Genomic DNA, 23,273 nt, shown 5'->3' with positions numbered 1-23,273 from the left:
AAAACCTTCCGGGGTTGAAAGGTAAAGGTTGCGGAGATATTAAAATCTTGTTCAACCTTTACCTTAGCCTTATTTTAAACTTTATTCACCAGCACATCCTGAATCTCTTCATGCTTTTGGAACGTCGCTTTGGCAAAAGGACAGAGCGGAATAATGGTTTTTCCCTGTTCTCTGGCAAAGTCTACTGCCGAGTACAGCATTTCTTTCCCGACTCCTTTTCCGTTGTATTCTTCTTCCACTTCCGTATGGTCGATAATGAAACGGTCTTCACCCGCCCAGGTATAAGTCATTAGCCCGGCGTGGGTTCCGTCTATAAAAGCTTCAAAGCTTCCGCGTTTTCCGTCGTTGGTGTGTTTTACTTCAATCATATGATGAAAATTTGGTTAGTATTTCGATATCGTTGGTTAGGATTTTATGAATCGGGCAGGCATCGGCAATCGTGTGCAGCCTTTTCATCTGTTCTTCATCAAGATGCGTGCCTTCAAAGCTGATGTCCCTTTTGAAAATGGCTCTTTTCGTCAGCGGAAAATTTTCAAGCTCCACTTGTACGTTGATCTTTTCAATGTCCCATTCTTTCCGGTCGATGTACATCCGCAGGGTTGCTGCCGTGCAGCTGGCCAGCGAGGTAGCCAGGATCTCAAAGGGATTAAGACCTTTGTTGCCGCCGCCTTTGTCTACCGGTTCATCTGTAATCAGCATATTTTCTCCGGCAATAACTTCGGTATAATATTTTTCTTTACCTAAACTTGCTTTTACGGTAACTGCCATAGTTTATGTTTAATTTATAATCTGCTGTTTCTGCAATGATCAGCTCTTTACCTGATGCTTAAAATTTTCGATCTTGTCGTTCAGTTCCTTCAGTATTTCCGGATTGATGATCCCGCTTTCCAGATCAAAATTTTCATAAAATTTCGGCAAGGAAAAGGTGTCTTTTACATCCGCCCCAAAATTTGGAAAAAAGGTTTTTGCTGTATTCATTACGTTGCCGCCGCCGTATCCTCCGGGGGAAGTAGACATCAGGAGCATTGGTTTGCTCTGGAAAACTTTGACGTTGATCCTCGAAGCCCAGTCGAAAACATTTTTAAAAGCGGCGCTGTAGGACCGGTTGTGTTCCGCCAGTGAGCAGATGATCACATCACATTCTTCAATCACCTTTAAAAAATGATGGGCTTCCTCAGGAAAACCTTTCTTTTCGCGGTCTACGGAAAATACGGGCATATCGAAATCATTCAGATCGATCAGGTTGATTTCATCCTCATGAAAATCTTTCAGCACGAATTTTACAAGCTCCCTGTTGATGGAAGTGGAAGAAGTGCTTCCTGCAAATGCTAATATTTTCATGGCCTGTTATTTTCTGTTTAAAATCGCCTTAGGAAGCGGTACATAGTCTTCATCATCGCCCGGAACCAGTGGGAAAGCCTCGTGGTTCTGATCGTTCCAGTTTACTTTGGCCTGTTCGATCAGCTCTTTGTCGGAATTGACGAAGTTCCAGAAGATGAAACGTTCTTCGTCGAAGGGTTCGCCACCGAAAAGATACACCGTTCCGTTCTCGCTCATGTCGAATTCGCAGAGCTGGGTATTCTTGGCAATCAGAAGCTGTTTGGAGCCGTAAGAATTCCCGTCGGTGGAAACGGTTCCGTCAAGCACATACATCGCCGCTTCACCGTAAAGATCTTTTCCGATACTGATCTTCTTCGCGTCTTTGGTTTTAATTTCAATAAAAAACAATTTGCTGTGAACAGGCACTGGGGATTTTCTTCCGAAGGCTTCTCCGGCAATCAGCTTATACTGAATCCCGTCTTCTTCCCAAACCGGGATGTCGGCAGCTTCGGTGTGGTGGAAGCTTGGTTCGGACTGCTCCAAATGTTTCGGAAGACCCACCCAGATCTGAAATCCGTGAAGTCTCTTATCCGAATGCCTTAGGTATTCCGGTGTTCTTTCGGAATGCACAACCCCTTTTCCGGCGGTCATCCAGTTTACGGCTCCCGGTTGGATCTCAACTGCACTTCCGATACTGTCGCGGTGAAAGATAGATCCTTCCAGCAGATACGTCAGCGTAGAAAGTCCGATATGCGGATGCGGCGGGACGTCCAGGTTTTGGTAATCGTTCAGGTCGGCAGGACCCATATGGTCGATAAATACAAAAGGGCCAACTGCTCTCTTTTCCCGGAAAGGCAATAATCTTCCCACTAAAAAGTTTCCTATATCCGCTGATTTTTCTTCAATGATAAGTCCGATGTTTGACATATGTATGGTTTTTAATTTTGTTCTGTCATGAGCTGTTTCCGTTTGCAGCCCGATGATAAAAATAAGGAAAAGAATAATCCTGGCGGTTGATCGGCTTGAAAAAAACGTCTCCAAGAAATTATTTCCTTATTCTGTGAGCAAAATTAGATCATTGATTGAAAAGATCCATTGATCTGTGATAATAAGTCTTTCTATGTGTAAAGATGTAATTGCAGTACTATTATTTGACAGTTAGAAGATGTCGGTGAATTTTATTAGAAGTAAACAATAAATTTCTTCATTAGATATTCTTTGAATGATTATATGAATTCATTCTGGAAATCTTTGAATGCACGACCAAACAGCTCTGTAGATTCATAATTGCTGAATTCGTATTCTTCCTGTAATCCCGTCTGAGTAGTGAGCCGAACATGACCATATTTTACAATCGGAATCTGATAATTATTGCTGAACCTTTTGTCGCGAGTACCGTTTTTATTTACCTTCGCCCAAGTCTGATCGATGATTTTAGAATCTTTTGGAACGGCAGAGGTTTCTGTGAAACGGGTAAAAGTATAATTAAAATTTAGTTCATCAATTCCGATGATGGCAAAATTGGTTTCATTTGTATACATTATAATAAACGTTGGATAAATATAAATATCAGCACCATTCGCATTTTTCAGATATAGAGCCTGATATTCGGAGTGGATATACGGAAGAGACTTTAGTGAAAAACGGACTTCCCGCCTGTTTACTACTGTACTTGCAGAAGAACGTGTAGCTACTCTATCCTGAAAATGTGCGCTGGTAATATCCCATATTTTATGCGAAGCCGTTAGCTGGCGGAACGAGTCATATACTTTTTCAAATTTTCCTTTGATTTGAGGATCAAAATCAATCTCAAAGTTAACGTGGCATTTTTCAATCATCCTTTGTACCTGATGGATTGCTTCCTGTTGTGCTTTTATATCACGCTCTGAATTCTGCCGAACATTTTTATTAATAAGTCCATACAGAAACATATAACTAAGGACTTTTTTAGTTTTTGTGACGGATAATGTTCTTTTTATTTTTACCAAATCGGAAATAAGTTCGTTTTTCTGATTGTGAGCTAATAAAATTGCTTCTTTAATTCCCTGCATATTTTGGCTTGTGATCTCATGGATATCAGCACTGAAGATATTTTCAGGAAAATGATCAGATACAGGATAGTCAGGTACAACAATAGGTCTGGGTTTTGAATTCTGAAATTGATAACGGTTTGAAAGACCAAGTACATTTGTATTGACTTTAGTTCCGGAGTTACTGAAATTGATGCTAGCCCCTTTTATTCCTATAGAAGTAGATATTCCTTTTTTACTGAAATTAAGATGAACTCCCGGTATTACTTTGATTCTTTTGTTGTAACTCCAAGCCATAGTTATTATTTTAATTTATATTTAATTATAAACCAAAAGTAATAACCTTACCTGTCAATTTTTTACGGAAACCCGTAAATTACCTGAAAGTCACAAATCTTTTATATATTTTAAATCTTAACCAATTGACCATTCACTTGCGAAGCAAAATTCACCATTGACTCAGTCAAACTTCACTTTTAATCTTCTTTCGACTGCATATTTTTACCATCCGAAATATGGAGCCTGCGGAAAATAAACGCGGAAATGATGGTAAGAATTCCTACGGTAAGAAAGGTCCAGCGGAAGGCATTATGCATTTCCCCGTGGATGAGGTCGGTGTTTTCAAAGATTTTTAAAACAATTAATCCGAAAGCAATCCCGAAACCGATAGCCAGCTGCTGATTGACTGATAGAAGTGAATTTCCGCTGCTCGTCTGAAAGTTCCGTAGATCGGCAATGGAAATGGTGTTCATGGAAGTAAACTGAATCGAGTTGAAAAATCCCAGGATGGCAATAATCGGAATAAACCAGTAGATGGGCGTGTTGATGTCCGGAATAGCGAGAAGACAGATTAATGTCCCGATAATAAAAGTATTGGTCATTAAGGTTTGTCTGTACCCGAATTTATCTAAAATTTTGATCACGTAAGATTTCCCAAAAATGGCGGTAAGGGCCATTGGCGCAATAATCCAGCCCGAAGTTACGGCCGACTGCTTGTAGGCAATCTGGATCATCAACGGCAGTAAAAGCGGAACTGAACTAATGCCGAGTCTTGTCGCCAGGTTGCCGACAATTCCAACCCTGAAGGTTCTTACCTGAAACAGATTCAAAGGGAAAATAGGGCTTTCATCTTTTTTAGCGTGCTTGTAGTAATAATACAGACAGAGAAACCCAAGAATAAAAATAACAAGAACGGGAGTGATGTTCTGCATATTACCGAAAAGCTCCAATGCGATGGAAAGCAGAAGGGAAGCGGCTGCAAAAATCAAGAATCCTTTAAGGTCAAAATCCACGTCTTTCGATTTGTAGTTGGGCATAAATTTCAGCCCTAAGCTGATTCCCAGAATCCCGATCGGAATATTAATTAAAAAAATCCAGTGCCAGGAAAGATAGTCGACCATATAACCGCCCACCAAAGGCCCAAGTACGGGACCGATCAGCGCGGGAATAATGGCGAAATTCATCGCTTTCAGGAGTTCGTTTTTATCAAATGTTTTAATCAGGGCCAGTTTTCCGACCGGCGTCATCAAGCTTCCCCCGACACCCTGGATCACCCTGGAAATAACCAGGTGAGTAAGGTTTTGTGACATGGCGCAGAACAGGGAACCCAAGCTGAAAAGGACGAGTGAAAATATGAAGATCTTTTTTGTTCCGAACCGGTCTGCCAGAAATCCGCTTGCCGGCATGAAGACGGCTAAAGTGAGTACATAACTGATGATGGCGTTCTGCATGTTCAGCGGAGATTCTTTCAGGTCTTTTGCGATGGACGGCAGTGAAGTATTAAGGATCGTAGAATCCAGCATCTGCATAAAGATGGCCGTTGCCAGGATTAACGGTAGGATTTTTTTGATCGAAATGGTCGGCTGCGATAGTTCTTCTGACATAGGTAAGTACCGGAAGTAATTTCCGGATTTATTTGGTTCAAAAAAATAAAAGAATGTTTGATGAGAGCAAGATTCGTTCCTTTAATACGGATGATGATATATCTCATTACCCGGTTCATGCTTAATAAGCTATGAAATAATAATTTTAATTATTGCCTGAATGTATTTACTATCTATTGATCCAACAAAAAAGTCCTGCGAAACTTCGCAGGACCCTGGTTTTATTTTCTTGGCTTTTCTACTCCTTTCCATTCGTCGCCGGCTTTTCTGTACTGGCTTAATTCGAAAGTTTTGAAATCCTTTGTTTTGTATTCAATATTATCCGTATTCTGTTCAAACGGCATGATGTAGTAGTAATCTGCATCCGTTCGGTCGGTTTTTGTTCCCTTTTTTACGGACGGAACGTATTTTGAGAATTTATAGCTCGGAAGATACTGCTTCACCCTTGCGTAGAATGCTTTGTTTTCTTTCTCTTCCGGAATAATATCTACGATGTTGAAATCGTCTTTTTCCTTATTGATCCACAGATAGTAGGTTTTATCTTCTCCCGTATTTCTGTTGTTGGAATTAAATGCATATAATTCTTTCGGTACCAGCTCCTTGATCTTCTCTGCATCCACCTTTGTATAATATTGTCCTTTTGAAGGATCTACATACGTTTCAAGGTTGTACATCAAAACCGAATTGTTGTCCAGGTTTTTATTCTTGAAATACTGGTTTAAAGAAAGTTCTGCTGTTTCTCTAAGTTCTTTTCCCGTGGCATCCAGCTTTTTGGTAGGGTTCTGAGGATTTACTTTTTTTACAAATTCATATAAAACTTTTGGCTTTATATCTTTTAGGTGAGGATAGGTTTTCAGCTGTTCCGCTTTTACCAGCCAGTAGTATTGTTGGTAAAAGTCTTCTTTATCGCCATCTTTCACGCTTTTATATGTCATGGCCAGCTTCTTGGAGCTAAGATATTTACCGTATTTTCCCTGTCCGAAAGCAAAAGTGATGGATAATAAAGCAAATAAGATAGTAATGTTTCTTCTCATTTTTTATAATTGATATTTTCGTTTTCCAAATATAATTATTTATTAGATAATATTTTTGATTAACGGTTAAATTCTGACAATATTGTTAGCGTTAATTCAAAAAAAAATCCTGTATCGCTACAGGATTAATAAATTTTGAACATCAGACCCCGGTCAAACGGTGAAAACGGCCTATAGAGGCTCTCCGGTTGATAAATGACGGATTGATCATTATACATTCATATCAAATTCACCATTTACTATCTACCTTCTACACTTTTGCCGTTTCCGCAGTCTCGCCGTATGACGTTTCGTGTACTTTTACGGCTCTTCCGCTCGGATCGTTCATATTTTTAAATGCTTCGTCCCATTCCAGTGCGATAGGGGTGGAGCAAGCTACAGAAGGTACTGAAGGTACAGTGGCAGCTGCCGTTTCGCTTGGGAAATGTTCCTCGAAAATGGTACGGTAGCGGTATTCTTCTTTGTTTTGAGGGGTGTTCAGCGGGAATCTGAAGCGTGCATTGGCCATCATTTCATCGCTTACTTCTCTTTCGGCTACTTCTTTCAGAGTATCGATCCATGAATAGCCGACCCCGTCTGAGAACTGCTCTTTCTGTCTCCAGGCAATCGATTCCGGAAGAAGATCCTCAAAGGCTTTTCTCAGTACCCATTTTTCGATTTTTCCTTCGGCGGCATTTACCATTTTATCTTTTGGATTAAGGGTCATCGCAATATCCATAAATTCTTTATCTAGGAACGGAACACGCCCTTCAATCCCCCAGCTCATTAAGGCTTTGTTGGCTCTCAGGCAGTCGTAAAGGTGGAGCTTACTCAGTTTTCTTACGGTTTCATCATGAAACTCTTTGGCATTCGGTGCCTTGTGGAAATAAAGGTATCCGCCGAACAGCTCATCAGAACCCTCTCCGGAAAGTACCATCTTGATTCCCATGGATTTGATAACCCTGGCGAGAAGATACATCGGTGTAGAAGCCCTCACGGTGGTTACATCATAAGTTTCCAGGTGATAAATCACGTCTCTGATGGCATCCAGCCCTTCCTGAACGGTGAAATTAACTTCATGGTGTACCGAGCCGATGTGCTCCGCTGCTTTTTGTGCTGCTGCAAGGTCAGGAGATCCTACCAATCCAACGGCAAAACTGTGAAGCCTCGGGTACCATGCTTCCTGTGTATCTCCGCTTTCGACTCTCTGACGGGCAAATTTTGCGGTGATGGCAGAAATAACGGACGAATCCAGACCTCCTGAAAGCAGTACCCCATAAGGAACATCACTCATCAGCTGTCTGTGGACCGCATCTTCCAGTCCTTTTCTTAAAGCGCTGATGTCAGTCTCATTGTCTTTTACGGCATAAAAGCTTTCCCAGTCTCTTTTGTACCATTGCTGAAGCGCGCTTCCGTCTTTGCTGTATACAAAATGTCCTGGTAAGAAGGTCTCGATGGTTCTGCAAACACCTTCCAGTGCTTTAAGTTCTGAAGCAACATAATAGTTTCCGTTTTTATCCCATCCGTGATAAAGCGGGCAGATTCCCATATGGTCGCGGGCAACCAGGTACACATCGTTTTCCGTATCGTATAAAGAGAACGCAAAAATCCCGTTCAGCTTTTCTATAAAATCTTTTCCGTATTTTCTGTAAAGTGCCAGGATTACTTCACAATCCGACTGGGTCTGGAATTCATAATCAGGGAATTCCTCTTTTAATTCTCTATGGTTATAGATTTCACCGTTTACTGCCAGCACGACTTTCCCGTCTTTGGTAAACAAAGGCTGCTTTCCGGAAGTAGGGTCTACGATAGCAAGCCTTTCATGGGAGAAAACTACTTTGTCGTTTTGGAATACCCCGCTCCAGTCCGGGCCGCGGTGGCGTATTTTTTTAGACATTTCAAGAACCTGAGGTCTCAGTATTTCGGTTTTTTGTTTGGCGTCAAACAAACATACAATTCCACACATATTTTATCATTTAATTTAAAACAAAAGTATTAGTGTAGTTTAAAAAAAACAACAAAAATTTTTATTTAATTGAATTTTTTAATTAATTAATTTTTTAAAACGAAAAATATTAACTATTTGAATTAAAAAGTAGGATTAAAGTTAATTTTTTTCACTTACCGACTTTTGTATTCTTTACATACGAAATAATTATGATATATTTCTTAATATATGGTAATTTATTTGACAAATTTTACAACTTACTTTGTGGCTCGAAATAATTTTTTTTCATCATTTGTGTTTTTACCTTCTTGTAATTCAGTTTGCGAGAAGGTTTTTTTTACTCCGTTCCCAACAATACTCCCGAAACATTCCAGGCACTGAAACTTGATCCTTCTCTCGGGCCCTGAGGAATTTTTATCTGGATGGTGTGTTTCCCGGCTTTCAAATCACCCAAAGGGATGAAGTTCGGATTGGTTACCGTTCCCGGGCACCAGTTGGATCTGCTGAGGTCGGAAGAAGAAAGCCCGTCCGGAAAATTTCCCGAAGCAGGATTGTATAATCGGTAAGATCCGCAGTCGGTTCTCCACGGTACAAAAGAGAAAGCCAGCTTTCCGTCTACAAGTATGGAATTTAATTTCGGAAGGAACTCATCACCGTTTTCCCAGCCGCCGTGCCCGGTCGTCGTATATTTCAGTTGCGCATTTTTAAGATCTTTTTTCAGGGTAAATTCTACCAGCAGCCCCTGATCTTTATCAAACATCGTCGAATATTCCTGTCCTGCCATTTCCATAATGTTCAGGGTATTGAACAAAGGGATGACGGCATTGTTCTTATAAATACCCTGGTCGCTTTTGTGAATTGTAATTTCCAGGCTCACTTTATGGCCACCCTTGTCGTAATTTCCGATAAAGGCTCCGATCCACAGTTCTTTTTCACTTAAAGAAGGCTTAAGGTCGGTAATATCTTCACGGTAAGGGCTTACAGTCTGCCAGTTTTTATCTTTTAACTGGAGGTTATTGAATTTATTGATCCCGAAAGCCGTAAAGAAACGCATCATTTCAACGGGAGGATTGTATTGGTCGGTCGTCATAATTCCGTAATACTGTTTCCCGTTTCCATTTTCATAGAGCGGCAAGGTTTTTACGCCATTCTCAAGGCCGTTGAAGAACGACTGTGATTTATCCTGTGGAATAAAGAAAACCGTTCCGGTCCTGTCGTATGCATCTCCGTTGGACTGCTGTTTTAGCTCCACGAAAATATTTTCACCTTCCGTAATTTTAGGAAATTTAATTTTTTTGAGAATAATGGTTCCGTTGGCGAATCTTTTAATCTGGTCATCCGATTTCGATTGATCTGAAAAATTAATGATTTCATTGTCGAAAACCTTAAGCGTAGTAAACCGGCTTTTCCACAAAAGATCCCTGTAGCCCAGCTGGTCTGTTGAAGTTACCGCTCCTTTGAGGAGATTATCGATGCCTGATTTTTTTACTTTTTTAATAGAAATTGCTGTAATGGCAGACGTTTTATTTCTTTCAATTTCCAGTACGAAGCCTAGGTTTTGTCCGATGGTAGAAGGCCCGCCATGAATTTTCAGGTCATTCGTATACCAAACCTCAATGGTGTTTGAATTGATTTTGGTAACGGCTTTTTTACAGATATAGCCCAGAATTTTCTTAGTTTCATTGGTATATTCGAAAGTCTGTTTGCCAATCGATTCCTTGTCAGAGGCTGATATAATCTCATCAGGTTTTAGAAAGGCATAGGAAAAAACCGTATTGGAAGGCTTTTCTACTTTTGTGATTTCAAAAGGGAAATCGGCTTTCTGATCTTTGATTTTCTGATTCAGGATAAAGTTTTCTTTTTCGTTGGCGATCACCACGGTAGGAGATTGCTCAGCAGAAACTTTTCCGTTATAGGAACTCATGTATTGCACTTCATACGTCTGTGCAAAAGAATAACAGCATAAAAAAGTAAAGATACTCAGTAAAATTTTTTGATGCATACGAAAAATAAATTTCCGCAAAGATAGATTTTAACGGAGAAACTGTTTGAATTTTTTATGGAGTATCAACTATAATATTAATCTGAACGAGAATTGAACAAGACTTTTAACTGTTAATTTTTAAGGTCAAAAGATATTTTGACTATACTCAGAAAAGATTTTTTGTTATAATTATTATACCTGATTACATATAAAAGAAATACACTTCTGAATGATTATGCGATTTTCCATATTCTTACTATAAATTGTTTATGTTAATCACTATAAACTGCAGGTTTTGAAATGAAAAAAGGAAAGCTTGAATATTTTATATGGCTTAAATCATAAAGTATTAATTTTCAATATTTTACGTACCATATTGTGGCTGGGTGGCATAAAGTTGGCTGATTTTATATCCAACACCAAAAATAAAATATATGTTTTATCATTCACAAAAGCTTATCAATCCCATTGTGCCTGACGAACCGGATCCATCCGCGGCCAATGCCCTGCAGGAAGGGTTAGGAGGTCAGTTCGGCGAGATGCGTACCATGATGCAGTTTCTCTTCCAGAGTTTTAATTTCCGCGGTAATGCCACGCCGTATATGGATCTGATCCAGGGCGTAGGTATTGAGGAAATTTCTCACGTAGAGCTCATCACCAAGACAATTTCCCAGCTTCTGGACGGTTCTCCGAGGTATCAGGGAGATCAGTATGAAGCACCGGGTAAAAACGGGGACGCTGCCCTCGATATGGCGAAAGAACAACAGAATCCGCATCACTACATCATCGGTGCTCAGTCAGCTCTTCCGGTAGATGCTGCCGGCAACCCATGGAGCGGCAGTTATGTACACAACCACGGAAACCTTGTACTCGATCTGATGGATAATCTTGTGCTGGAAGCTACCGGTAGGCTTCAGAAGTGCAGGATCTATGAAATGAGCACCAACAAAACCCTGCGGGCCACCGTTGCGTTTCTTATTGTCCGGGACGAAGCCCACCAGGCGGCTTTTGCCAAGGCACTGGAAAAACTGGGGGTAGATTGGGGAAAAGTGCTGCCTGTACCGAAATTTGATTCTTCACAGTTTCCTGAGGTAAAGAGGCTGCTTGACCTGGGGCTCCACAGAGAACAATACACTTTCCGTTTAGACGGATCGATGATGGAGCAGATTTTCAGCGGCCCGTCTCCTTTTAATGACGGTACCCAGCTTACCACACTTACGGAGCCCCGCGAATCGTTCTTAGTTCCGCAGATGCCTGAACGTCCCGAAGAATTTGCACCGGGACTTGATGCAGAACTACAGGCGTTGGCAGATGCTTTCACTGAGTTTAAGGAGTCAGGAGGAAAAATCGATCAGAATATCGGGATTAATGGAAACAAAGAGGAATAACTTTTTTGATCCTGTGATTTCTGACAGATGTATATATTAATAAGTTTATTAGAAACGCCTGTGAAGTATCATTTCACAGGCGTTTTGTGCTGCAACAGGAGTTTAATATGAAGTTTTCAATTAATATTTAATGCAAAAAAAACTACTCCAAAAGTAGAGTAGTTTATATATAAGATGTTATTTCTTTTTACGAAACCCTTTCAATCAAAGCCATATAAAAACCGTCATAGCCTTCGCTCGGCATTACTTTTTCATCTTTGATCATTTTAAAATTCGGATTGTTTTTCAGGAATTCTTCTACCTGGCCGTTGTTTTCGGAAGGCAGGATAGAACAGGTAGCGTATACCATTTTTCCGCCTACTTTTAGCATCTTGGAATAATCCTGAAGGATCTGCTGTTGCTCTCCTTTGATTCTATCGATAAAATCCTGGTCGATTTTCCATTTGCTGTCCGGATTTCTCTTCAGAACACCCAATCCTGAGCAGGGAGCATCGATCAATAACCGGTCTGCCTTATCATGAAGTCTTTTGATGACTTTATTATCCGTGATCAGACGGGTCTCGATGTTGTGGGCTCCGGCTCTTTTGGCGCGTCGTTTTAATTCAGCCAGTTTCCATTCGAAAATATCCAGTGCGATGATCTGTCCTTTGTTTCCCATCAGCGCGGCAAGGTGAAGGGTTTTCCCACCGGCGCCAGCACACGCATCCACGACACGCTGGCCTTCTTTCACGTCCAGGAAATACCCGATTTTCTGGGAAGAAGCATCCTGAACTTCAAACAAACCTTCTTTGAAAGCAGTCGTAAGAAATACATTTTTTTTCTCCTCCAGCTGTACGGCATCCGGATAATTACGGATCGGATAAGAAACAATATTTTCATCCGAAAGATCGGAGATCAGCTCTTTGGTGGTGGTACGAAGGGAATTTGCTCTCAGAACCGTCGGTGCCTGATCGTTCAGGGCATCCATTTCTTTTTCCCATTTCGGGCCCAGTTCTTTTTCCAGGGTTTCCGCCAGCCAGTCCGGAATGGAATATTCGATGGCTTTGGTAGGAACAGTTCCTTTTTTAAGTTTGGTTAGGATATCGGCGATCTTAATGCCGTCGAATTCCTCAAATTTTTTATAGTTGGTCTTGCTCCACAATAGGTAAGCAATGATTAATTTATAAACGTTGTTGGGTTTTACGCCTTCGCCCATATAATATTCAAGGCGTTTCTTCCAGCGGATGATATTGTAGAAAATCTCAGAAACAACGGCTCTGTCCTGGCTTCCCCATTTTTTATTCGCCTTCAGCAGCCTTTCGATCACTTTATCGGCGTATTTATTTTTCTCGAAAAACGTTTCCTGCAATGCATCGTGGATTCCGATGGCCAGGTTTCTGTGTATCAATTCCATAAAATTGGGTTCTGCTATTTTGAATCTGCAAAAATACGAATTTAAGTTGACATTCTCGGGATTCGGGTTTGGTGTTTTATCTCCTGTTTCTTATCATAAATCATGAACAATGCAAGCGGCAAAGAACGAAATATCTCATACCGTAAAATTTTAATTGAAAACTTTAAAACTCTACCTTTGCAAAAAATAAAAATATGAGTGATACTGTACTTTGCCCTAAATGCAGCTCCGAGTTTACCTATCCTAGCGATAACATGATGGTTTGCTCCCAGTGCTTCTACGAATGGAATCCTGAGGAAACAGCTGCTGAGGCATCCGCTTCAGGAAAAATTCTTGATTCGAACGGGAATGAGCTTCAGGATGGGGATTCGGTCGTGGTTGTTAAAGATCTTCCGGTAAAAGGAGCACCAAAGCCGGTAAAAGCGGGAACGAAAGTGAAAAATATCCGTTTGCGTCCGGACAGCGACCATAATATCGACTGTAAAATAGATGGTTTCGGGGCGATGGCCTTGAAGTCGGAATTTGTGAAAAAGGCATAAAAAAAGGAAAGAATTGGACAGTGTAATCTTTCGAAAGACTCTATCGCAGGATTGCTGATGTTCGTCTCAGGAGGCAGAAAGAGAATTAACCAAAAATTTCCTTATGCTGTGTAGATACAAATGTAAGAAAAGTTTTTTTAAACCGATCTTATATTTGTATTTTTTTTTATCCGGTAATTCAGGGTTAATTTTTAGTGAATGTGAACGTTACAGGATTTTTCAGGAGCTTTTTCCCGCTTTCTGTTGCAATCTTTTTTCTTCAAAAAAAGGATTTCCACGGCAATCGGGGCTAGGGCTACAGCCGTTCCTTTCCGGACTCCGGGAAAATGAAATCCGTTCAGTCAAATGAGATCCTTATTCTTCCTTCTGTTTTATGATCCGTGTACATTACCAGTTCTTTATTGCGGGCCTTTATTTTGTTCCAGTAATGGTTTCCTGCAAACCGGCTTTCCACGACTTCCGCTTCCGTACCGTTTTCAGTGATGCGGATCTCTTGGGGATAATAGGAAAATTTGGGTAGCTGAAAATCCGTTTTTTCCGTCTCGCTGAAAATATTTACTTCGCCGAAAAGTTTTGCAACATAGCTGTTATAAGGATTTCTATAGGTTTCTTCAGGGCTGCCGTCCTGGATTACGCTTCCGCTCTGAAGAACGATGATCCGATCCAGCCAGGGGATGATGTCCTGAAGCTCATGGGTGGAAATTAGCAGCGAAATATGGTTCTGTTTCACATAGCGGAACAATTTTTCCCGAAGTTCGATCTTTCTCGGGAAATCCAGGTTGCTGAAAGGCTCATCGAGGATCAGCAGTTTCGGAAGCACGGAAAGTGCCCGTGCAATAGCCACCCGCTGCTGCTGGCCACCGCTGAGGTATTTCGGTAAGACGTTGGCAAAATCTTCCAGGCCTACCACTTCAAGAAGTTCGGCTACGGTTTCTTTTTTCTTGTTTAAATTGATATTGGAAATAAATTTTCCCACATTTTCAGCCACGGTGGCATACGGCATCAGATCGAAATTCTGGGCAACAAATTTCATGTTGGCCTCACCCGGAACAAGATTCCCTTTCGGCCCGAACAGTTTCCCGCCGTCGAAAATAATTTCTCCGCTTTCCCAGTCGATCAGTCCGTAGATCAGGCTCAGCAAAGTCGATTTCCCGCATCCGCTTTCTCCGGCCAGCGCAATGATCTTACTGGCTTCAAGATTCAGATTAAGGTCCTGAAACAGCGGTTTTTCTTTGGTATAGGAAAAGTTGAGATGACGAATTTCTAATAGCATATTACAAAAGTAAGGATTTGAAATGTTTCTAGGAAAGAAGAATTTTTTTTATTATTTTAGCAGGAGCAATAAAAATTTATAAATCATGAAGAAAAAGCTGTTTTCGTTAGTCATTCCCGCATTTTTTGCCTTGGCGGCGGTGGTTTCCTGTAAAAAGGAAAAGCCTCTTACCAGCGAAAGCAATGAGGTGGCAACAACTAAAGAGGGCGCTCAGTATGTGGTGGACACTCTGAACAGCAGGGTAGAATGGAAAGGTTATAAAATTTTAAAATCTGAAAACACCAGCCACTTCGGAACCATAAAGTTTGAGAGCGGCGACGTTACCGTAAAAGACGGAAAGCTGGAAAGCGGAAAATTCGTTGCCGATATGGCATCCTTAACTTCGGAAGATCTTAAAGGCGATCAGGAAAATTTAGATAAGCTGAACGGGCACCTGAAAAGCAAAGATTTTTTCGATGTGGAAAAATTCCCGACGGCTTCTTTTGAAATTACAAAAGTGGCTTCATCTGCGGAAGGCGACTATAACACCCTTCTGGACGGGAATCTGACGATTAAGGGAATTACCAAGCCGATTCAGTTTAAGGCCAATGTTTCCGTGAAAAACGGAGTGGCCAGCATCGCTACCGAGCCGAAGGACGTGATGCGGGAAGAATTTGGGGTAACCTTTAAAGCTCCGGCCGCCAACGGCGTGATAAAAGACGAGGTAACGCTTCAGATCAACGTAAAAGCTTTGGAAAAGAAATAATTTTTTTATTTAAGTGAAATAAGTGATTGAAGTCTGCCTCCCGCAAAGAGGCAGATTTTTTTAACAATTTTAAGAAATTTATTCGGGTGAAAAACCGTATTTTTGCAAAACATTTTGAAAGGGTAAAACAATGATAGAAAAGATAGAAGAATTACTGGTTGAGGTAAACAGCTTCCATGCGACATCAAAGGAGGAGATCGAAAACTTCCGGATCAAATACAATGGTAAGAAGGGAATTCTGAACGATTTTTTTGAAAAATTTAAAGAAGTTCCAAACGACCAGAAAAAAGATTTCGGACAAAAGATCAATACACTGAAGCAGGCTGTGAACGTAAAATTGGAGGATTTGAAAAATGCTTCAGCATCTTCTATTATCGTAGAGAAAGAAGACCTTACCAGACCGGCTTTTCCTCTTGATCTGGGATCGAGACATCCGATCAACCTGGTAAAAAACAGGATTATCGAGATTTTTAAATCCATTGGTTTTGCTGTGGCAGACGGTCCGGAAATCGAGGACGACTGGCACAACTTTACCGCGCTGAATCTTCCGGAATACCATCCGGCAAGAGATATGCAGGATACCTTTTTCATCGAGCAGAACCCTGATATTTTGTTGAGAACGCATACGTCTTCCGTACAGATCCGTTATATGGAACAGAACCAGCCTCCGATCAGGATTTTATCTCCGGGAAGGGTGTTCCGTAATGAAGCGGTTTCTTCGCGCTCGCACTGTATTTTCCACCAGATTGAAGGATTGTACATTGATGAAAATGTAAGCTTTGCCGATCTTAAACAGACCATCCAGTTCTTTACCACAGAGCTTTTCGGAAAATCCAAAATCAGATTGAGACCGTCTTATTTCCCTTTTACAGAGCCAAGTGCAGAGATTGATGTGTACTGGGGACTGAATTCTGAAACCGATTACAGAATCACCAAAGGAACAGGATGGTTGGAAATCATGGGGTGCGGAATGGTAGACCCTGCGGTTCTTAAAAATGTGAACATCGATCCTGAGAAATATTCGGGATATGCTTTCGGAATGGGGATTGAAAGAATCGTTATGCTTCTTTACCAAATGAGCGATATCAGAATGTTCTTCGAGAACGACATCAGAACATTGGAGCAGTTTAAGACTTTATAGTAGAGGTAAACTTTAATATATACAAATCCTGTAAAAAATTTATTTACAGGATTTTTTTATTAAATTTATCCTGAAAATCACACAAAATGCTCAGAAAATTATTTAGTTTCAAATCAAGAAAAATTATCCATTTCTCATTAATTGTTTGTATTCTGCTCATACAACTTCTTATTGCAGCCTTTTTTTACAATGAATTTCTGACCAGAAAAAATCTGGCTTTTTTCGAAAAACAACTTAAAGAAGTCAATAACCTGGAAAATCTGACCGATAACTCCCGGAAGGAACTTCTGAATGCGCAGAACTGTTTTCAGAATTATATTATTTATGAAGATGAAAGATACCTGGACGATTATTTCGCCTCGCTGCATCATCTTGGGGAAAATTTAGAAAATATCAATAATTACGGATCAAAGTATCCACGGCTGAAAAAAATGTTAACCTTACGGAAAAGCGATTCATTAGAGATTAAAAAATTACAGTCGCTTATCGATTCAACATATGAATATTCTGCCAGATCCAATGCAAGGGCATCGAACGATTTTCCAAAGCTGCAGAAATACCATGCAGATTACAATTTTGACCGGTTCAATATCGAAACGAAGACATTTTCGGATACAATAAAGAAAAAAGGGTTTTTCGGGCGTTTGGGAGATGCTATTTCCGGAAAAGAGAGTATACGTAAAGACAGCACGGTAGTTACAGTAAGACAGGGGACAGTTCCGGTGTCCGCGGAAATCAAAGCGGAAGTAGACAGCCTTATGAACCAGGTAACAAATCATTATACCGGGCAGATCAGGAAAATCGAGGTTAAAGTGATCGAAAAGCAAGATAACGATGGCCGGTTTTACCGGATTTTCAGCAAGCTTTTGATCTACAGCAACGGGCTGATGAATATTTATGATGTCGCCATCAAAGGCTCAAAAACCGATCTTCAGAAAGAATATGATGCACAGAATTCCGAAAGCAGCAGGATCCGTACAAATCTGGTATTTGGCGCTATGATTCTGATGTTCATCGTTTCTGTTCTTATTATGTTCCTTACCCGGATTGCCTTTATTTATGAAAAACGCTTGAATACAGCCAATCTTCAGATCAAAGAAAACCTCAATTTTAAAAACCGGATTTTAGGAATGCTAAGCCATGAACTTAGATCGCCGCTAAAGATTATCGGTCTTTTCATCAGCAGGATCAATAAAAAAACGGATGACCCGAAGATTAAGGAGTATCTGAAATCCATAAGCTTTACGAACGACAGTTTGCTGATCCAGGCCAACCAGATCCTGGAATATACCAAGAACCAGGCAGTAGAGAATAAGCTGATCCCGGTGGAATTCAATCTTAAAAACGAAATCACTTCCATACTGGCTTCTATTGATCCGTATATAGAGACGAGAAACAATACTTTTATCATTAATGAGAGGATCAATCCCGATCTTACTGTTTATTCCGACAATAAAAAGATCAACCAGATCTTTATGAATATTCTGGGAAATGCCAATAAATTCACGGAGAATGGGCAGATCACAGTTGATGTAAAGACACAGCCTCTTGATGAAAATACGATTTCCATGATAACCAGAATATCCGACACCGGAGCAGGGATTTCCAGGCATGATCTTGATAAGATTTTCGAACCTTATTATCAAGGAGTCCTGTCTGAAGATGTAGAAAACCTCGGGGCCGGCCTCGGGCTGAGCCTGTGTAAGGAAATTATAGAATTGTATTCGGGACATATTGCCGTGGAAAGTGAGCCAGGTAAAGGGACCACCGTAACTTTCTCAGTTAATTTAAATCTTACCCATGAACAAACCAGATCATAAAGTCATCCGTTTTTTATTGGCTGACGACCATAGCCTGATACGGCAGGGGATTGTTTTTCTTTTGGAAGACATCGGTATCGAACATGAGATTTTTCATACCTCCAATCTTCAGCAGACTGTGGAATTCATTACCAGTCAGCCCATCGATATCGCCATCATCGATGCTCATTTTCCTGATGGAAACAGCCTTTCTGCTATACCGGAAATCAAAAAGCTGAATCCTGAGATCCGGATCCTGATTTTTACCGGGATCGACGAAGACATTCATGCTCTTAAATTTATCAATGCAGGAGTGAACGGTTTTCTAAGCAAGCTAAATGAAGAAGAGGAAATAAAGCAGGCCATTATGAAAATAATTACACACGGCGAATATATTTCCCCCAAAACCCAGGCTTTACTATTGGATTCACTTCATAACCGGAATCTGATCAATCCTTTTTTATCGCTGACCGAACGGGAATTCCAGATTGCAGGAATGTATGCGGAAGGACTGGGAAACCTTGAGATCGCCAATAAGCTGGATGTGAAACAAAATACGGTAAGCACTATAAAGAAAAGGATTTTTGATAAGCTTAAAATCGATAACCTCGTAGAGCTGCTCGAACTTTATAAAAAACACGGTTAAAATTTGTAGCAAATTTTATCGGCTAGTAAGACTTCATTATTCATTTGAATCATGAAGTCTTACCATATTTGTTAATGGCATCTTTACAATAGATTCCAGGCTTTATTCTGTCCGAATTTGCATGATAATTCTATCGTTGTAGATAAATATCTACAGCTCCGGCGATATATATCTAAATGATTTATAGTGATTATAAACGCTGCAGATGGTATTTTTGTATAAGAATAATAAACAATTATTAACCTATACTTTAAGTGGTCTTTGGTTCTAAACACAAATGATGATTCTTATATAGAACCGGGATCTAAAAACACAAATGATTTTGTATCTTATTAAAGATTGAAAAATCCTGAAGTAAGATACTTTTTTAAGGGGATTTGATGAAGGCGGCCTAAAAAAACACATTTAATGAAAGTAAGCCTCCGGAGTATTCCGGAGGCTTTTTGTTTTTAATTACTGACCTTAGAAACAAAACGTAATTAAAAACATCTTTAAAACCTGTTCATGCTAAATAATGAATTTTACAAAGCTTATACATAATAGACAACCGGATCTTGGCTTATGTTACATGGAAATAAAAAATACCTGCTCATCAGCAGGTATTTTTGTTATTTAACTTACATTACTTTGTAAACTTTAAAGGATATTTTACGTTTTTAAAACTATCAATGCTTGCTTTCAACGATCCTACGGCAATTTCCGCTTTCAGGAGAATCGGTATATGGTTGGCATCATTAGATACCCACATTGTTACCCCTTCTTTTTCTTTAAAAACCCTTCCACTTTTTACCGATGGAATAATTTTCAGGCAGTTGATGGTTCCGAATTTCGTATCCAGATTTTCCGTTCCCGTTACTTTCAGCTGAAAAGGGAACATTTCATCATCAATCCATACGTTCATGTTGATCACACTTCCAACTCTAAGTTCTGCCGGGCTTTTGCTTCTCAGGTAATAAAAACAGGAAAGCATATCCTGTACCCCTTTTACGGATTTTATCACTTTAGATCCGTTGGCCGGAGTTTTTCTGTCGGTTAGGATTAATGTATTGTTGCTGTGGTTGAAAACCGTTTCAAGATGCTGTCTGTAGCTGCCTTCCTTTACATTTCTGACATAAAAGCTGGGAAGCTCCGTCTGCATGTTGATATAGCTTTCGTAAAAATCATCCACCTTAAAAAATGCCTTTACCGCGCCGGTAGTCTGTCCCGTTCCTCTTACATGAAGATGGGGAACGCCTTTATAGTTGGTTTTTTGTGCAGTAAGATTAGCATAGCCGGCATTTAGAAATCCGTAATGGATTCTCAGGGTAATCGACTCACCATCATTAATATTGGTGATCTGGCCGTAGCCGAGAAAGAATAAAAAAAGGGAAATTACATTAAAAATTTTCTTCATAATTACAATTTTACAAAAAGGTTGCCAACTCTTAGATTGAAAAAATGGGCAAAGGTTTGATAAATCTCAGTTTTTTATTTAGAATGAATTAAATAGGCTTCGCATTAAAATTAGTAAATTTGCAGTCACAACTATAATTAAATTATCTTATTATTATGATAACGACCGATATATTGATCATAGGAGCCGGCCCGACTGGACTTTTTGCTGTATTTGAAGCAGGTTTACTGAAAATGAAGTGCCACATTATCGATGCACTTCCTCAACCGGGAGGACAATTGGCTGAGCTTTATCCTAAAAAACCTATTTTCGATATTCCGGGTTATCCTTCCGTGAATGCGGGAGAACTGGTAGATAATCTGATGGAGCAGATCAAGCAGTTCCAACCTGGGTTTACCTTGGGTGAAACCGCTGTTTCATACACCAAAGTAGATGATGAATGGTTTGAGGTGGTTACCAATAAAGGAACAGTCCACCGGGCAAAAGCCATTGCCATCGCTGGAGGTCTTGGAACTTTTGAACCTAGAAAGCCAACGATTGAAAACGTTGCCGATTACGAAGAAAAAGGTCTTGAGTATTTCATAAAAGAACCTGAGCATTTCAGAAATAAAAAAGTAATCATTGCAGGTGGAGGAGATTCAGCTCTGGATTGGAGCATCTTCTTATCAAATGTAGCCAGCGAAGTTACCTTGATCCACAGGAGAAATGAGTTCCGTGGCGCATTGGATTCCGTAGAGAAAGTTCAGGAGCTTAAAAATCAAGGTAAAATTAAACTGATTACTCCGGCAGAAGTTACGGCCATCAAAGGTGACGGAAAGGTAGAAGCTATCACGGTAGCGATCGACGGACAGGATCCTTATGATATTGAAACGGATTATTTCATTCCTTTATTTGGTTTGACTCCGAAATTGGGAGAAATCGGAAACTGGGGACTGAATATCGAGAAAAATGCCATCGTTGTAAACAATGCTTTGGATTACCAGACCAACATAGACGGAATTTATGCCATCGGCGATATCAATACCTATCCAGGAAAACTGAAGCTGATCCTTTGCGGATTCCACGAGGCCACCTTAATGTGCCAGAGTGTGTACAACCGACTGAACCCGGGTAAAAAATTCGTATTGAAATATACAACGGTAAGTGGGGTAGATGGTTTCGACGGTAGCCGAAAAGAAGCTGAGAAAGCCGTTGTGAAAAAAATTGACTAAATTTGTTGCCGTTGAAGGTCCTGCCATCAGCGAATAACATTAGAAATCAATAGAATAGAAATGAGCGATATAAACATAAAGATCACCGACCGTGAAGGCGTGACCCATGATGTAGTAGCCCCAACGGATATGTCCATGAATTTAATGGAAATCATCCGTTCGTATGAATTGGCAGAGGAAGGAACGATAGGGGTTTGCGGAGGAATGGCCATGTGTGCTTCCTGTCAGGTGTACGTGGTAAACGATCCTGGGCTTGAGCCGATGGGGGATGAAGAAGATGCTATGCTGGGTGAAGCGTTCCATGTAGAAAGCAACAGCAGACTGGGCTGCCAGCTGCACATCGTTCCAGAAATGGAAGGGCTGGAAGTAGAGATTGCCCCTTATCCTTAGAGAATTTATTTTTAGAAAATATATAAAAACCTCCTGAAGATTCAGGAGGTTTTGTTATCTTGTATTATGCTTGCTTTGGAGATAATGAATCAGCCATAGTATAGGAGCTCCCTGCGGAATGGCAAATTTAATGCTCTGGTCGGTCAGATTTTTATTTACTGACTTCAGATAACTGATTTCACTGGTGATAATGTCGTCTTTATGCTTCAAAAGCTCGTCCTCCAATTGTATAAGATTCAGAATTCCCAGATCTTTAAGCTGTGCCGGAAAATGATTTGCCGAAATATAAGCGGTATCAAACTTTGATTGGCCAGGCGTTTTGAGTGCTTTCCTCACTTTGTTTTCGATCTCGCGAAGCAATGTGTTCTTTTTTACAAAGGCAATAATAGTTGATTCATTGATATTAATCAGTTCTCTTTTGTTCTTGAGGTTTTTACTTACTGAATTTTCAAATTCATGGATTTCCTTTTTCAGCTTGGTAAATTCTATATCTGCCTGTTCGAGCAGGGCTGCGACCCGGTAGAATGTACGTTGTGCCTTCTGAGGAATATCCGTAACCGATTTATATCCCAGGTCATGCTCGATTTCTGCCCATGAATGCTGGAGAATACTCCTGATCTGAATTTCAAACCTGATATTTTTAAAGTCCGCATAATCTTTCATCTCCGCTTTATTTTCACTGATCTGAAGGATAAAATGAATACTTCTGTATCCGAACTTATCAATCTCTATATTTCCCTTATCGACAGAATTGGTCCAGTCAACGGTGAATTCACGGTTCAGGATTTCCTCAATTTTGGAAATGTCATCTTCAAAATAGGTGATGATTCTCAATCCCAGAATGTCGGTGATATCGTCCAGGTTCCTGTATTTATCTTTTTTGATGATTTTCTGGGCAAGGCTTCCTCTGGTTTTTACTCTGCTGGTGATCTGATGGATAGGAATATTCTTGCATAATCTTTTTACCGTATGTTCCACTTTGGAACCTAAAGCGGAATATAAGGAATGGGATTCTTTATATTCGGCTAAAATTTTATTCAGATAATCGTCAGGCATTTGTAAACTCTTATTTTAAAATGGATAAATTTAATGAATTTGATTTTTCCTGAATGTACAAATTTTCCGTTGTAATTAAAACCCTTTCAGCGTTCCGAAATAAAAGGAAATGCAATTGAGA

The 23,273-nt window shown here is 40.2% G+C and carries 21 protein-coding genes; 8 read left to right on the top strand and 13 right to left on the bottom strand.

Translation table 11 applies throughout. From position 1 onward, the window contains the following. Positions 1–74: 74 nt before the first annotated feature. The 9 genes from QE422_RS17740 to QE422_RS17700 form a co-directional block, all read right to left on the bottom strand. Positions 75–368 (bottom strand): GNAT family N-acetyltransferase, encoded by a 294-nt coding sequence (locus QE422_RS17740; protein ID WP_307461388.1) that lies wholly within the window; start codon positions 366–368, stop codon positions 75–77. Beyond that, positions 361–768, bottom strand: coding sequence for an OsmC family protein (locus tag QE422_RS17735; RefSeq protein WP_307461386.1), 408 nt, complete (start codon positions 766–768; stop codon positions 361–363). The genes QE422_RS17740 and QE422_RS17735 overlap by 8 nt, the downstream gene beginning before the upstream one ends. Positions 769–807: 39 nt before the next feature. Then, the gene (locus QE422_RS17730) at positions 808–1,341 is read right to left on the bottom strand and encodes an NADPH-dependent FMN reductase (protein WP_307461384.1); all 534 of its coding nucleotides are present in this window, start codon (positions 1,339–1,341) and stop codon (positions 808–810) included. Between the two features lie 6 nt (positions 1,342–1,347). Next, positions 1,348–2,247, bottom strand: coding sequence for a pirin family protein (locus tag QE422_RS17725; protein ID WP_307461382.1), 900 nt, complete (start codon positions 2,245–2,247; stop codon positions 1,348–1,350). A gap of 299 nt (positions 2,248–2,546) precedes the next feature. Next, a complete protein-coding gene (locus QE422_RS17720) occupies positions 2,547–3,647 on the bottom strand; it encodes a DUF4236 domain-containing protein (protein WP_307461380.1) in 1,101 nt (366 codons plus the stop codon). Positions 3,648–3,826: 179 nt separating this feature from the next. Beyond that, positions 3,827–5,233 (bottom strand): MFS transporter, encoded by a 1,407-nt coding sequence (locus QE422_RS17715; RefSeq protein WP_307461378.1) that lies wholly within the window; start codon positions 5,231–5,233, stop codon positions 3,827–3,829. A gap of 221 nt (positions 5,234–5,454) precedes the next feature. After that, entirely contained in the window at positions 5,455–6,267 is an 813-nt protein-coding gene (locus tag QE422_RS17710; RefSeq protein WP_307461376.1) for a hypothetical protein, read from the bottom strand. A 250-nt stretch (positions 6,268–6,517) separates the two neighbouring features. After that, positions 6,518–8,212: an asparagine synthase B gene (asnB, locus tag QE422_RS17705; RefSeq protein ID WP_307461375.1), complete on the bottom strand. Its 1,695-nt coding sequence runs from the start codon at positions 8,210–8,212 to the stop codon at positions 6,518–6,520. A gap of 319 nt (positions 8,213–8,531) precedes the next feature. Beyond that, positions 8,532–10,196, bottom strand: a complete 1,665-nt coding sequence (locus QE422_RS17700; protein WP_307461373.1) for a GLPGLI family protein — start codon at positions 10,194–10,196, stop codon at positions 8,532–8,534. A gap of 416 nt (positions 10,197–10,612) precedes the next feature. Here QE422_RS17700 and QE422_RS17695 point away from each other — a divergent pair, with 416 nt between their 5' ends. Beyond that, positions 10,613–11,566, top strand: a complete 954-nt coding sequence (locus tag QE422_RS17695) for a manganese catalase family protein (protein ID WP_307461371.1) — start codon at positions 10,613–10,615, stop codon at positions 11,564–11,566. A 187-nt stretch (positions 11,567–11,753) separates the two neighbouring features. Here QE422_RS17695 and QE422_RS17690 read toward each other — a convergent pair whose 3' ends face one another. Then, on the bottom strand, positions 11,754–12,959 hold the full coding sequence (locus QE422_RS17690; RefSeq protein WP_307461369.1) for an RsmB/NOP family class I SAM-dependent RNA methyltransferase: 1,206 nt from the start codon (positions 12,957–12,959) through the stop codon (positions 11,754–11,756). Positions 12,960–13,153: 194 nt separating this feature from the next. Here QE422_RS17690 and QE422_RS17685 point away from each other — a divergent pair, with 194 nt between their 5' ends. Beyond that, positions 13,154–13,498, top strand: coding sequence for a zinc ribbon domain-containing protein YjdM (locus QE422_RS17685; protein WP_307461367.1), 345 nt, complete (start codon positions 13,154–13,156; stop codon positions 13,496–13,498). 337 nt (positions 13,499–13,835) lie between these two features. Here the strand turns inward: QE422_RS17685 and QE422_RS17680 are convergent, their stop codons facing one another. Next, the gene (locus QE422_RS17680; protein WP_307461366.1) at positions 13,836–14,771 is read right to left on the bottom strand and encodes a sulfate/molybdate ABC transporter ATP-binding protein; all 936 of its coding nucleotides are present in this window, start codon (positions 14,769–14,771) and stop codon (positions 13,836–13,838) included. An 85-nt stretch (positions 14,772–14,856) separates the two neighbouring features. Between QE422_RS17680 and QE422_RS17675 the strand changes: the two genes are divergently transcribed. From QE422_RS17675 to QE422_RS17660, 4 genes are all read left to right on the top strand, one after another. After that, a complete protein-coding gene (locus QE422_RS17675) occupies positions 14,857–15,516 on the top strand; it encodes a YceI family protein (protein WP_307461364.1) in 660 nt (219 codons plus the stop codon). A 130-nt stretch (positions 15,517–15,646) separates the two neighbouring features. Next, complete coding sequence (gene pheS, locus QE422_RS17670; RefSeq protein ID WP_307461362.1) at positions 15,647–16,657, top strand: phenylalanine--tRNA ligase subunit alpha; 1,011 nt, start codon at positions 15,647–15,649, stop codon at positions 16,655–16,657. A gap of 86 nt (positions 16,658–16,743) precedes the next feature. Next, positions 16,744–18,477, top strand: coding sequence for an ATP-binding protein (locus QE422_RS17665; RefSeq protein ID WP_307461359.1), 1,734 nt, complete (start codon positions 16,744–16,746; stop codon positions 18,475–18,477). Then, the gene (locus QE422_RS17660; RefSeq protein WP_307461357.1) at positions 18,458–19,102 is read left to right on the top strand and encodes a response regulator transcription factor; all 645 of its coding nucleotides are present in this window, start codon (positions 18,458–18,460) and stop codon (positions 19,100–19,102) included. Before QE422_RS17665 ends, QE422_RS17660 begins: the two co-directional genes overlap by 20 nt. A 622-nt stretch (positions 19,103–19,724) precedes the next feature. On the opposite strand, the gene QE422_RS17655 is transcribed toward QE422_RS17660, so the two are convergent. After that, on the bottom strand, positions 19,725–20,495 hold the full coding sequence (locus QE422_RS17655; protein WP_307461356.1) for a DUF3108 domain-containing protein: 771 nt from the start codon (positions 20,493–20,495) through the stop codon (positions 19,725–19,727). 155 nt (positions 20,496–20,650) lie between these two features. On the opposite strand from QE422_RS17655, the gene QE422_RS17650 reads away from it, so the two are divergent. Both QE422_RS17650 and QE422_RS17645 read left to right on the top strand, forming a co-directional pair. After that, on the top strand, positions 20,651–21,706 hold the full coding sequence (locus QE422_RS17650; RefSeq protein ID WP_307461353.1) for an NAD(P)/FAD-dependent oxidoreductase: 1,056 nt from the start codon (positions 20,651–20,653) through the stop codon (positions 21,704–21,706). Between the two features lie 60 nt (positions 21,707–21,766). Further along, positions 21,767–22,096 (top strand): ferredoxin, encoded by a 330-nt coding sequence (locus QE422_RS17645; RefSeq protein WP_307461352.1) that lies wholly within the window; start codon positions 21,767–21,769, stop codon positions 22,094–22,096. Between the two features lie 54 nt (positions 22,097–22,150). On the opposite strand, the gene QE422_RS17640 is transcribed toward QE422_RS17645, so the two are convergent. Then, complete coding sequence (locus QE422_RS17640) at positions 22,151–23,152, bottom strand: GTP pyrophosphokinase family protein (protein WP_307461350.1); 1,002 nt, start codon at positions 23,150–23,152, stop codon at positions 22,151–22,153. Positions 23,153–23,273: the final 121 nt, after the last annotated feature.

The sequence above is a fragment of the Chryseobacterium sp. SORGH_AS_0447 genome, from assembly GCF_030818695.1.
Classification (GTDB): domain Bacteria; phylum Bacteroidota; class Bacteroidia; order Flavobacteriales; family Weeksellaceae; genus Chryseobacterium.
This window is presented reverse-complemented; position numbering and strand designations above follow the sequence as displayed.

Coding starts and splice junctions, on each gene's coding strand:
- QE422_RS17740 (WP_307461388.1), bottom strand. CDS start 368: ATGATTGAAGTAAAACACACCAACGACGGAAAACGCGGAAGCTTTGAA.
- QE422_RS17735 (WP_307461386.1), bottom strand. CDS start 768: ATGGCAGTTACCGTAAAAGCAAGTTTAGGTAAAGAAAAATATTATACC.
- QE422_RS17730 (WP_307461384.1), bottom strand. CDS start 1,341: ATGAAAATATTAGCATTTGCAGGAAGCACTTCTTCCACTTCCATCAAC.
- QE422_RS17725 (WP_307461382.1), bottom strand. CDS start 2,247: ATGTCAAACATCGGACTTATCATTGAAGAAAAATCAGCGGATATAGGA.
- QE422_RS17720 (WP_307461380.1), bottom strand. CDS start 3,647: ATGGCTTGGAGTTACAACAAAAGAATCAAAGTAATACCGGGAGTTCAT.
- QE422_RS17715 (WP_307461378.1), bottom strand. CDS start 5,233: ATGTCAGAAGAACTATCGCAGCCGACCATTTCGATCAAAAAAATCCTA.
- QE422_RS17710 (WP_307461376.1), bottom strand. CDS start 6,267: ATGAGAAGAAACATTACTATCTTATTTGCTTTATTATCCATCACTTTT.
- asnB (WP_307461375.1), bottom strand. CDS start 8,212: ATGTGTGGAATTGTATGTTTGTTTGACGCCAAACAAAAAACCGAAATA.
- QE422_RS17700 (WP_307461373.1), bottom strand. CDS start 10,196: ATGCATCAAAAAATTTTACTGAGTATCTTTACTTTTTTATGCTGTTAT.
- QE422_RS17695 (WP_307461371.1), top strand. CDS start 10,613: ATGTTTTATCATTCACAAAAGCTTATCAATCCCATTGTGCCTGACGAA.
- QE422_RS17690 (WP_307461369.1), bottom strand. CDS start 12,959: ATGGAATTGATACACAGAAACCTGGCCATCGGAATCCACGATGCATTG.
- QE422_RS17685 (WP_307461367.1), top strand. CDS start 13,154: ATGAGTGATACTGTACTTTGCCCTAAATGCAGCTCCGAGTTTACCTAT.
- QE422_RS17680 (WP_307461366.1), bottom strand. CDS start 14,771: ATGCTATTAGAAATTCGTCATCTCAACTTTTCCTATACCAAAGAAAAA.
- QE422_RS17675 (WP_307461364.1), top strand. CDS start 14,857: ATGAAGAAAAAGCTGTTTTCGTTAGTCATTCCCGCATTTTTTGCCTTG.
- pheS (WP_307461362.1), top strand. CDS start 15,647: ATGATAGAAAAGATAGAAGAATTACTGGTTGAGGTAAACAGCTTCCAT.
- QE422_RS17665 (WP_307461359.1), top strand. CDS start 16,744: ATGCTCAGAAAATTATTTAGTTTCAAATCAAGAAAAATTATCCATTTC.
- QE422_RS17660 (WP_307461357.1), top strand. CDS start 18,458: ATGAACAAACCAGATCATAAAGTCATCCGTTTTTTATTGGCTGACGAC.
- QE422_RS17655 (WP_307461356.1), bottom strand. CDS start 20,495: ATGAAGAAAATTTTTAATGTAATTTCCCTTTTTTTATTCTTTCTCGGC.
- QE422_RS17650 (WP_307461353.1), top strand. CDS start 20,651: ATGATAACGACCGATATATTGATCATAGGAGCCGGCCCGACTGGACTT.
- QE422_RS17645 (WP_307461352.1), top strand. CDS start 21,767: ATGAGCGATATAAACATAAAGATCACCGACCGTGAAGGCGTGACCCAT.
- QE422_RS17640 (WP_307461350.1), bottom strand. CDS start 23,152: ATGCCTGACGATTATCTGAATAAAATTTTAGCCGAATATAAAGAATCC.